Source organism: Pseudalgibacter alginicilyticus, from assembly GCF_001310225.1.
Taxonomy (GTDB): Bacteria; Bacteroidota; Bacteroidia; order Flavobacteriales; family Flavobacteriaceae; genus Pseudalgibacter; species Pseudalgibacter alginicilyticus.
In genome coordinates this window covers 1,694,151-1,705,683 of record NZ_CP012898.1, presented here as the reverse complement: position 1 = coordinate 1,705,683, position 11,533 = coordinate 1,694,151, and the positions used below count along the sequence as shown (strand labels likewise).

Sequence of the window (11,533 nt, the reverse complement as noted above, 5' to 3'; positions counted from 1 at the left end):
TACGAGAATCCTCATTTATCTTCTATCCATTCTTAGTATATTTATTACCTATGAATATTGAGTTCAGGTTAAATATGATAGTATCAATTAAATTAAAGAATATAACAAGTTACAATGAGGAGGTAACTATCTCGGGACTAAAAAAACTTAATTTTTTTTACGGTAATAATGGTTCGGGAAAATCAACCATAGCAAAATACTTATATCATTTAAATGCTTCAGAAGAAAACCAATATTTAAACATTGAGAGTTGTAGTCAAATAGGATATGATGAAGAGAATAGTCAATTATTGGTGTTTGATGAAAACTTCATCGAAAGGAATTTTATCGAAAATGAAAACTTAAATGGAATATTTTCATTAGATGAGCAGAACGAGGAGATTGATAAAATTATAAAAACCGAACAACAAAAAATTAAAGCAAACGATTTGTTTTATCAAGAACTTGATGGTAAAAAATCTTCTATCTCTCAAAGTAAACAAAATAATTTCACTACACTAAAAGCACAAGTTTTTAGGAAACGTGATGTTTTTAAAGATCTTTCAAAACTATCTTTAAAACACTCTGGCAATAGTAATAATCATTTAGCTGAAATTAAAACAGTTTTAAAAGAAAAAAAAGAAAAGGATATATCATTAACTGATATAAACACTAGATATATAGAATTGTTTGAAAATGAGATTTTAGAAATTAAAACTAACGTGAAAGTTGAGTTATATAAAGAACTTAGGAGTCTTGAAAATACTATCAACAAAGTTTTAGACACTATTATTGTTGGCAATCAAGATGTAGACGTAGCTGCTTTGATTGAAAAATTAAATATTAAAAAATGGGTTGAAGAAGGGATTAATTATACTGATAAAACTGGTAAAAATCAAACTTGCCCTTTTTGCCAAGAACAAACAATTAACGAAGATTTAATTAAAAACTTCGAAAATTATTTTGATGAAACTTACAAAACGAAGATCAAAAAAATTGAAGACCTAAAACAAGAGTATATAGTTTCCTCTAACAAGATAATATCTAATCTTCAAGAAATTGTAGAAGTTTACAATCCAAACCAAAGGACAACTTTGTTAGTAACAGAAATTGAGCAATTCTTCACGGATAATATAGCTTTGATTCAATATAAAATAGATAATAGTAATGAAAAGAAAGTAATTACAAGTTTATTTAGTTTCAAGAAAAAATTAAGCAATTTAATAAAATCAATAAATACTCATAATGATACTTTTAACTCTTTAGGGGAAAAGAAAGTCGAGCTTAAAGAAGATATATGGTCTTATCTGGCTTACCATAGTAAAGATGAGATTGAGAAGAATGTTGAAGATGAATACAATCTAGCATTATTGTTTTTCGAATTTGATGAAATCAAAAAACAAGTTTATGGAGCATCACAAAAGTCTTTAAAGATTATTGAGGAAAATCGAAGCTTAACGATTGATACAGATACTGCTAAAGACAGTATCAATGATATTTTAGGTAGTAGCGGTGTTACAGGTTTTAAAATAGAAAAGGTTGAAGAAGACAATAACATTCCTAAATACTACCTCAAACGTGAAGGGTTGGGCTCTGTTAGTTCTGAAATTTTTAAAACATTAAGTGAAGGAGAAAAAAATTTCATATCATTTTTATACTTCCATCAATTATGTATTGGTATTGATAATGAAGTAAATAGAGAAAAGAAAAAGATTGTCGTTATAGATGACCCAGTATCTAGTTTAGACAGCCAAGTTCTGTTCTTAGTTACTACTCTAATAAGAGACCTCGTAAAAAAGAAGGGAAGAACTGGTTCTGCCCGAAATGACTTTTTTAATGAATCAATTCGCCAAGTTTTTGTGCTTACGCATAATACCTACTTCTTCAAAGAGGTAACGTTTCCAATGGGTAATAAACTTTGTTATGATATTGCTTATTTTCAAGTTACAAAAATTAATGGAAAATCAGGAATTACTCAACTCGACAAAAACAATATTGACAATGATTATAATTTATTGTGGAGAGCTCTTATAGAATTAAGGGCTAATGATAATCAAAACAATATTGTAATTGGTAATATTATGAGAAGAATATTGCAAACATTCTTAAATTTCACAAAGGTTAATAGTAATGAATGGAGAATAATTGAAGAATTACCGCAAGATGATCCAAAGCGAATTATTTTTAGTTCACTAATCTCGCAAATAAATGATGATAGTCACGAATCAAACCCACTTGATGAATTACACTTTCAGAGGATAGGACAAGCCAATACAGGAGATTTATTTGATGTCTTTGAGCTCATTTTTAAGGATATAGGAGGTGAAGAACATTTTAATGCAATGTCGGCGATTGCAACTTAAAAGACCATTTATGATAAAAACAGTACAACGATTAGAATTTGAAAATGTTTTTCCGGAAGAAGAGCTACAAAATATTTTACACTATTTAGGAAAAATTTCAAAATTCTTATTATTAGATATTATTGGTTTCAGCAACACAAGAGAACAAAAGAATTTTGATAATTTCTTTAATAATCAAGATGTCCAATGGGATATTATACAAAGAGTTACAAAGTATGGTAGAGAAAATCAGCTACCTGAGCCGCCAGAAGTAGTTTCTAGGGAATCAAGTCTTCGCCTAGCAGAAATAATTTTAGCGAATCGAGAAACATTATTAGATGGAAACTCAAATGATGATAAGGATGCCGATGAGATTAACATATTTAAGGCATTTCTAATAATTAATAAAGAGGTTAATGAAAAACAAAACTTTGGAGATGCAGAAGAAAATATAGATAAAATGGCAGATATGCTTATCACTATGTCATTTTCATCTGCGGACATAGGTCTTTTTTCTAATACAGATTTAGAGTTTGGTAAGTTGCTTTATACTACGATAGTGAAGTTCGAATATCTTTTGAAATTTTTACAATCCAGTGAAGATTATCAATATCTGGAAAAGGCGTTATATGAAAATTTTAAGGAAGAAAATATTGAAGGTTTAAATGCTCAGGTCAAACTACTTTTAGGTACAATTTTAAAAATGAAGTTTGATAATAACTATAAACTTGTTCCTGAAAAACCTGAACACATACGATTTTTAAATACGTTAGCCTCAGCTGAAATTGACGAATCCGATGACTTCACTAATCTTAAAAATTATCCGTTTTATAAAATTGATGATGCTACATTTTCGATAATCGATTATTTTTTTGCTGTAGACAAATTTTTTAAAAGCGTACGATTTATCTTAAAAGACGCATATAATACTCAACATAACTTACCCGAAAAAGATGGTTCTTTCTTTAGTTTTTATAATATGCAATTCTCAGAGGAATTTCTAATGAAACGTGTTTTAGATGATGTTTTTCATCAAAAATATATTGTTAAAAGACAAGAAGCAGATACAAGGGATAATGAGCCAGATTACTATGCTCGGCATAATAATAGAATTTATCTTTTTGAGAATAAGGATATTTTAGTTGCTGCTGGCATTAAAAGTTCATCAAATATAGATGAAATCAAAAAACTGTTGAAAAAGAAATTTCTTAAAGACGGTAGTCGTGCAGTTGGAATTGGTCAACTAGTAAAATCTATTGAACAGATAGTCAACAATGAGTTTCCTTTTGATCATTATGCAAATAATAAGAACAGCTTTACCATTTATCCCATATTACTAGTGAGCGATAGAATTTTTGAGATAATGGGAATGAATTATATTTTAAATCAATGGTATCTAGAGCTAGTAAGAGATAAGTTGGGTGAGAACTACAATCCGAGCTTTATTAGAGACTTAACATTTATTGATATGGACACTTTAATTTATTGGTTACCTCACCTAAAAAAGAAAGACCGTAATTTTAAAGATATTATAGATTTGCATCATAAGGCTATGAAAAAGGTTCCCAACATAAATACTCCAAGCATTCAAGAAGGCATACGGCTAGCTAATAAATCTTTTTACAATCGCCTTTCTCCCATAAGTAATCGATTTAGTGAATATAAATTCCCTTTTAACTTACTGGTTGATAAATTCAGAGATGTACTGCCAGAATAAAATACTAAGCATTGAGAGCACAAATACATCACTTAGAATTAGTATACCCACCAATTTCCAATCAAGAATCTGAATGGCTTAAGAATGACCCAGAATCTTTAGATTGGTTTAAAAGGAGTAAAATTTATTTCATAGGTCAAAGAGCTGAGTCAAAATTCATTTTAGAACCAGAGGATATGGTTTTGATGAAATTGAGTAATTCAGGAAAAATTGATTTTGGATTAGTGTCTGGGATAATGAATCATTTGGGAGTATTGACCTTGTTAAACTATTCGAATATTATAATTTACCTCTTACTGAGTTTGGCGACTTAGATATTGAACTTGGCGAAAAATTAATTAGAATATGGAAACGAACTAAAAACCCTGAAGTAATTGCTTGGTTTACTACTGAAAAATTTCTTCACGACGTTTCGCATAAAGTTCCCTTTTTTTCAGGGTTTGAAAACTATAGAGATTTTACAAAATACTACCTGCACTACATTGGGATATCAAAAAAGAATGACAGTTTTAAAAGACTTGTGATTAAACCCCACGATAAAAGGTTAAGGGTCTTATCAAACGAACATCCCTTAAATAAAGGTTCTAGGGTTACTGACGAAGTAATTTTGTTCTTCTTTGATATACAATCATTGGAGATCAAACAATATCTCCACCCTACTGATTTTAATGAAATAGGGAAGAATGAATTGGAAGACAAGCTCAGAATTTTTAAGGATGCAGAAAAGGCTTTTATTAAAATTCTAGATACAAACTATAACGAAATAAAATTCAAAGATTATCCAAACTATCCAGATACGCTGTTTAATTCTACCGTAGAACGTTATTCTTTTTCTATAAATGAAGATATTGAATTCATAACTGACAAAACTACAATTTATGGAAAGCGTGATAGTAATAGACGGATGGAAGCTTTACCAGATTTCATATTTGTAAATAAAAATGGCGGTTCAGTAGAATTGGTGAAACTAAGGAAACAAATCTAGAGCTATTCCTCTTCTGATTTTCTTTTTAGCAACTTTCCGTTTTCCATCCATTTAAATCATTTTAAAAACATCAGGGTAGGGTCGTAACAAGTGGATATTTTTTCTAGCATTTTAATTCGGGCTATTAACAAACCGATGCGATACGTTTAGTTTCAAGTTTCTTTCCCCATCCCTCTCGTTCAGCTCCAAAACAGCCCTACGTTCACCGGATAGTGAAAATTTAGGCAAAACATACACCAACCTTACCGTTTCACTTTTAGCAATTCTCGAAGGTACATTATACCGGTACAGCGGTTCTTGATACAATTTTTGTAATGATTTCTTTTTGCCTTTCTGTCTCGTTTCTATGGAGAAGTTCAAGAAATTCAAATCATAATCCAAACTAGAATTGTTCTTTATTTGGATTACAAAATAGAGTTCATCTTTGTCAAAAACAATATTTACAACACTCAAAGCAATGCCTTCCATTCGCTTTTTAAGCCGACCAACACGTTGTTTTCTGTCCAGAAGGTAGGTGCAGAATCTTTCATAATAATGCTGTCTGTTTGCAATACTGGGTTCAGAATTGATAAGTTTTATCGAATCATTCGCTATTGGCCTTTCATTCCCGATGCTACTCGACATCGGGATAAAATAATTGAGCTTTGAGAGCCGCTCCTTATATTTTATAATATACGAGAAAACCGAGCCATCCTTATTGACCACCAACAGATTGCTTTCCTTTCCGGGCTTGGCCTGTAAAAGCCCTAGGTATTGTTCATTCTCCCGATTATAGGTGAACACAAAATTATCCGATCCGGTTATGCCCTGGCGAATGGGTTCAGGAAAGAACAGTGCAACGTTCTTTTGATCATTAGCATAAATGGTATCCAATACAATAGTATTCTGGGCGTTAGTGAAAGTGGACATCAGGACAAAGGCGGAAATAAATAGATAATTTTTCATAAGAGTACGTTTTAAAATGCCTAGTGTGAGCTTATAGTTTGGGCTTTAATATCAGTCGGTAATTATTGAGTACGGTCACTTTTACCTTTCTGTTATTGCGCTTCAGTACTTTGGTGATGCCACCGACTTGTGGTACACTAGGGATATTGATGTCACCTATAATGTCATCCAATACCTCATTGGTAGCTTCTGCGCGAAAATTGTTTTCCACATAGATTCCCTCACTGTCATCTTGGAGGTCAAAGGCCTTTAAACTGGTAGGATGGTTTTGGATGTTTTCAATCGTAATCAAGGCACGATTGGGCTGGAAACTGATAAACCCATAGATAGGTGTGTTTTTTGGCACCTTTTTATTATTTATGAGTGCATCCTGAACCAGGCGCATCCGTAATCTGGAATTAGCCTTGACCACTTGGTTTCCATCCACTACCGCATAAATCATTTTGTCCGTGCTGCCCAAAACTGATAGCTCACTTTTCTTCGGATTGGCTGCGAAAAATAGTTGATGCTCCAGCCCCAGTTCTTTGGCTGCAATTTTTTGTTCTTTCTTCAGCTCTGTAGAATCAATTTCCTTTTCGTTCTTTGGCGCAATTCTTTTTTTGCCGATATGTTCATAGGACGCGGTTGAATATTTAATTTTTCCAGTAGCGTAAATGCTGTCTACAATGCGCTCTTTTTCCATTTCGGGTAAATCTCGATTATAGAACCCGAGCGAATCAATCCTCTTTTCATCATAGATACTGGGTGCGTTGGTCTCTCGTACTTCTTTCAGATCATTGATGGCATCCAGTTTGGAATCATATTCCTTCTGGTTCTGTTCCAATTCTGGAATTAAGGTCTGTTCAAGGTTTTCGTTTTCACTATCGTCATCACCCATTATCATAACGGAATAGGATATCAGGAAAATGAACAGTACGGCAAGTACAGCCGCAAAAACTATTTTATTCTTTTCTACTTTCATTGGATATTATTTTTAGCGTGTTCTCGAAGTAATCTGTAATCAACAATCCGTGTGGGTTGTTGGGAAAGTTTCGGTCGACCGTAATCAGGTTTCCGGTGGAAATCAGTTCGTAGGTGTCGATTATCGAACCTCGATTGATTTCAAATAGAGTAATCGTCCTAAAACTGTACTGACCATTTTGCTCATTGATTTGGGAATCGATGCTTAATACTTTTTGTACTAAGGAATATTGTAGAAGGCGATTATAAACCCCGTCCGCTTTCTTTTGGCGATAGAGATTATCCACGGAGCTATTACCCAACCAAAGTGCCTTTTTTAGGTTCTTTTCATAATTGCTCGCATCGATGTTATAGAAATAGGTATGGAACAGTTCCAGGTGTGCCAAAGCTTCTACCTTGAAATTTTCCTTTTGGGTAACCAATTTTAAGGGAATAATACTTCCATCCGTATTGATGGCAAAGGTACTATTCAACGCTTTCTTATGTATATTAAAGGTCATCCAAACGGAAAATATGCCCGAGAGTGTGGCACATATAATAACTGCCAAAACAATGAACCTGTTTAATTTTAGAATGGCATAGATGTTTTTATAGGGTGTTTTCATTCTAATTGGATATTAGTTGGTAAAAAGTCGTAATGTGAAGGAGGTGGCACGTCGATAAAGCTTGAATTTCAGGAACACGATAAAACCAACAGAACCCAATTGCACCACAGGAGCAAAGAAGCCCTGACCTACATCCGTACCGAAAAGGTTGTTCCAAAAATTGATATTGATTTCCGTATAGAGGGCATTGGCAAACACATTGACCAGAAAGAATGCCGGTACGAGCATATACACCGCAGCATACAGTTTAAAAAAGGTATAGGCTAGGGAGCGGAACTTTTCAAAAACAGCCAAACTAATGACCAATGGGAAAAAGGCCTGCATTATCCCTAAAAGGAAAAAGCGTTCCGCCAAGAACAAGGGATAGATGAACAGATCCAGGATCCAAAGGATGATGCTGACGATAAAGGCAAATATTTTGAACCCAAAAAGTGGGGTTACCAGAGCTTCATAAAGCAATGTCATAGCGTTTTTTGCTGCATCCATCAGATTCACATCTTCTTCAATAGGAATATCCTGCATCTGCAAAGGCAGCAAAGCTGGGGCTGTTCCCCGATATTGTCCCTCGATGGACACGAGGATGGCATCAAAAAAGCCCAAGACCTGTGTCGAGAAAATGACCAGGAGAACGACCGCAAAATTCTTGGCCAATTCTCCCGGACTCAATCCCCAAGTATATCCGTCTTTATCCGCAACACCTTCATTGTATTTTTTAAGGATATTGACCAGAAAGAACAAAACAGCAAGGGTTTTCATTCCTGCAATGGTATATTGCGAGAAGTCGCTGTTCTGTATCGTCTGGAATACGGCATCTACGTATTCAAGCCCGATTCCTAAAATGATGGTTGCGGTCATCCTTAGTATTCGGTTTCGCGGTTATTGATTTTATCCTGCATTTTTCGGAAAGAGATAATATCCCGATAGCGTTTGGTTCGGATGGTGATATCGGAAACCATTTCCTTGGACTCGATTTCCTTTTGTTTTAATATTTCTGCACGTTCCGCATCGCTCATTTTGAGGTAGTCACTGGACAGTATCTCGTCTATGAAGTCCATTGTGTCCAAGGAATTCTGGACAATGGTGCTAAACGATTCGGACACCCTGGCCACTTCATTGGGTTTGATATAGGGCGAGTTCAAAATATCCTGCAAATCGTTTTGCATTACATTGATAAGACGTTGGTTATTATTTGCAATTTCTTGGACAGCATTGAGCTGTTGAACCACGTTCGATACTTTTTCGATGCTCTCCTTGGCATCCTTCAGGAATTTTACGGACTTGATAAGTTGAGCGGTCTGTTTCCCGGATTCGACCAATTGCTTTACCAAGCTGATAAAGTTGGTGTTATCATAAGTGGGCATCCCCTGGCACGCAGCGCTTGCAGGCAATAAAAAAATGAATGCTGTTGCGATAATTAAGATTTTCGATTTCATAATATTATGTTTTAGATGTAAATTCAATGATAGCCTTCTCCATATCTTGGGTCTTTTCATAAATGGCCATTATGGCCTCGTTTTCCTGTCCATCGGTCAAGTAGGCGGCATACACTTCTTTGGGAACTTCAAGCCTGAAAATGTTGCTTTCCTTTCCAATTTTGATGAACATCTCCGTGTACTTTCGTGGTCCGGTAAGATTGTTCTTGATGGATTTCAATTGGTTCAGGTCGTGACCGGAAAGGTTGAGGCGTTTGACCAGTTCGGCGTAACCTTTCTCATTGTTCAGGCTATAGATGACCTGTGTGTTTTCCAGAATGCTTGCGGATGTCGAATTGTTGGGCAGCTGATTGATGGATTGTAGGATGATACCGATAGCTCCATTTTGTTTACGGATCGCCTGATAGTAGAATTCCACACTTTCCAGTACATTCTCAAACTTCAACTGTTTGGCAAACTCGTCGAACAGGATGATACCTTTTTCAGCACGGTTCTTCCAAATCGTCCGTTGGATGGCCGATTTAATCAGCTTCAACATTACGGACAGAATTTCCTTGTTGTCCTTGACTTCATCCAATTCAAAAACGATCAGGCGTTTGTCCTCTATTTTATAGGTCTGGTCTTCACTGACCTCAAAAAGGAAGTTATATAGACCATCACCGACGTACTCGGACATTACGTGCAAGAAGCCCGTAACATTGAAGTAATCGGAATGGATTTTTAGGGTGTCAAGAAGATTTTCCTGATTCCTTTCTATAAAATTGTAAAAGCCATCCAAAGAATGGTCTTCTGAAGTGCTGTCGTAATAATGGCGCAATATCTTTTTAACGGAAACGGACTGTGCCTTGGTCACCTTTAAATCAGAGGCAAACAGTTCAAATAGGAAAACCGATAAATCTTCCAATCGTTCTGGTGTCAGGTCGTTTATATCGCTGATGTAAAAAGGATTGATGCCCAAATTCTTTCCACTCTCGTAGCGTAGCACGGTATATTTATCAGGATAGAGTTTGGCGAATTTGGTGTATGAACCACCCAAGTCAATGATGACCAAACGAACACCACTTTCAAAATATTGACGCAGGATATTATTGGCTAAAAAGGATTTTCCCTCACCTGTTGGTGCGAAAATGGCAAAGTTGCGTGCTTTGATTCGCTTTTTGCGTTCGTCCCAAACATCTTTTAAGACAGGGATGTTATGTTCCCGGTCATTGAAGATGATTCCCGTATCATCCGATTTATAATTGGTATTATTGATGAACAGGCAGAGGGCGTGTTTTAGATCGGTTACATATAAATCGTTGTTCGAGAAATTTGAGGAAAAGCAGCAGTAGCTGTTCAGTATATAATTCTTCCGTTCCTCGCCTCTTGGATAGTAAGGGATAATATCCAGTTCCTTAAACTCGGTCTTTATCTTTGAGGTGATTTTATCCAGTTCTTTGGCATCCTTTGACCAATACACAATATTTAGATGACCACGGATAATCCGGGCATTATCATCGGCATTGATCTGGTCCAGGATATGCTGGATTTTTGCGAGTACCACTTTGTTTTGCGAACCAAAATTGGAACTCTTGTGCAGTTCCTCTATTTTCTTATCCAGTAGCTTGCGCCACTTCTGTTTATCATCCAAATATAGAATCTGGTTGACAATGTGGTTCTCGTTTAGCGTAAGCCCTAAGCCATCAATAAACCCTTGATGAAATACAAAATCGTCAGATGTGAATTTCTCGTTGGTCTTGCTGCTCTGTACACTTTCGCCAAAGCACAGCTCGCTGTTGATGGCCAGGGCATCAAAATGATTTTCGCCGATTGTGACGTTTTTCTTATCTAAAAGGATGTCTGTGTCGAAACCTTGGTTAAAGCCATTGAAATAGCCATTTGTCAAGCTTAGTATGCTATTCGCATCTAAGGGAACAAACTCCATTTTTCGACTGTTATTGATAAATGCAACGGAATCGCTTACCGAACCGATAAAACTTTTCACAGTATCGTCCAATTCCTGAACGATACCTTTTGAAATCTTTCGGAACGGGTTGACATATTTGCGGTTATTGAGTGCCTTGTTCTTGGTTAAAATGAAGAACAAAAGACACCTATGCTCCATATAACTGCGTCCCTTAAAATGGTCGTGGGTCGCTTTTTCCAAAAATGTTGAATTAGGAAGTTGTTCAGCCGAATAGGATCTTTTAAGATAGATATCCTGTTTATGGACCACGGTACCGACAGGTAAGGATTTCAATGCCTGAAACCAGGCCCCGTGCATATCCTCAAAATCCTTTTCGGATAGCGAATAGATTTCCGGGAGATGGCCTTCATAGCACAAGACCACATTGCCGTTGTTGGCAAAAATGATGTTGTCCTGAATATCTGCAATGGGTTGATATGCTGATAGGTTAATCTTGTCCATACTCGAAGCCGGAATTTCTTTTATTACTTATGATATTTGGGAAGACTTTTGACATTTGAAAAAGTTGTGGGTTGTTGGTTATGCGTGTCAAGGCGATATATAGAGCACTGTTGAAAATCAATATGCCTATGATTATTCCAAAGCTGAAGGAGAAGATAAT

At 35.5% G+C, this 11,533-nt stretch carries 10 protein-coding genes; 4 read left to right on the top strand and 6 right to left on the bottom strand.

The features are described 5' to 3' along the window. Positions 1-74 precede the first annotated feature (74 nt). The 4 genes from APS56_RS07060 (at position 75) to APS56_RS07045 (ending at position 5,023) form a co-directional block, all read left to right on the top strand. A complete protein-coding gene (locus APS56_RS07060; RefSeq protein ID WP_054726513.1) occupies positions 75-2,342 on the top strand; it encodes an AAA family ATPase in 2,268 nt (755 codons plus the stop codon). 10 nt (positions 2,343-2,352) lie between these two features. After that, positions 2,353-4,038 carry a hypothetical protein gene (locus APS56_RS07055; RefSeq protein WP_157757628.1) on the top strand — a complete coding sequence of 562 codons (1,686 nt, stop codon included), beginning with the start codon at positions 2,353-2,355 and terminating at the stop codon, positions 4,036-4,038. An 11-nt stretch (positions 4,039-4,049) separates the two neighbouring features. Beyond that, positions 4,050-4,352 (top strand): hypothetical protein, encoded by a 303-nt coding sequence (locus APS56_RS07050; RefSeq protein ID WP_054726509.1) that lies wholly within the window; start codon positions 4,050-4,052, stop codon positions 4,350-4,352. Positions 4,353-4,558: 206 nt separating this feature from the next. Beyond that, a complete protein-coding gene (locus APS56_RS07045; RefSeq protein WP_157757627.1) occupies positions 4,559-5,023 on the top strand; it encodes a hypothetical protein in 465 nt (154 codons plus the stop codon). A gap of 111 nt (positions 5,024-5,134) precedes the next feature. On the opposite strand, the gene APS56_RS07040 is transcribed toward APS56_RS07045, so the two are convergent. Genes APS56_RS07040 through APS56_RS07015 form a run of 6 tightly spaced genes read right to left on the bottom strand, consistent with a single transcriptional unit; the run spans position 5,135 to position 11,373 of the window. After that, positions 5,135-5,968 (bottom strand): DUF4138 domain-containing protein, encoded by an 834-nt coding sequence (locus tag APS56_RS07040; RefSeq protein ID WP_054726503.1) that lies wholly within the window; start codon positions 5,966-5,968, stop codon positions 5,135-5,137. Between the two features lie 31 nt (positions 5,969-5,999). Then, complete coding sequence (gene traM, locus APS56_RS07035) at positions 6,000-6,929, bottom strand: conjugative transposon protein TraM (protein WP_054726498.1); 930 nt, start codon at positions 6,927-6,929, stop codon at positions 6,000-6,002. Beyond that, on the bottom strand, positions 6,910-7,533 hold the full coding sequence (locus APS56_RS07030) for a hypothetical protein (RefSeq protein ID WP_054726495.1): 624 nt from the start codon (positions 7,531-7,533) through the stop codon (positions 6,910-6,912). Before APS56_RS07030 ends, traM begins: the two co-directional genes overlap by 20 nt. Before the next feature lie 12 nt (positions 7,534-7,545). Further along, positions 7,546-8,388 carry a hypothetical protein gene (locus APS56_RS07025; protein ID WP_054726493.1) on the bottom strand — a complete coding sequence of 281 codons (843 nt, stop codon included), beginning with the start codon at positions 8,386-8,388 and terminating at the stop codon, positions 7,546-7,548. Positions 8,389-8,390: 2 nt separating this feature from the next. After that, positions 8,391-8,966 (bottom strand): hypothetical protein, encoded by a 576-nt coding sequence (locus APS56_RS07020; protein WP_054731252.1) that lies wholly within the window; start codon positions 8,964-8,966, stop codon positions 8,391-8,393. A gap of 4 nt (positions 8,967-8,970) precedes the next feature. Continuing rightward, entirely contained in the window at positions 8,971-11,373 is a 2,403-nt protein-coding gene (locus tag APS56_RS07015; protein ID WP_054726491.1) for a TraG family conjugative transposon ATPase, read from the bottom strand. Between the last annotated feature and the right edge of the window lie 160 nt (positions 11,374-11,533).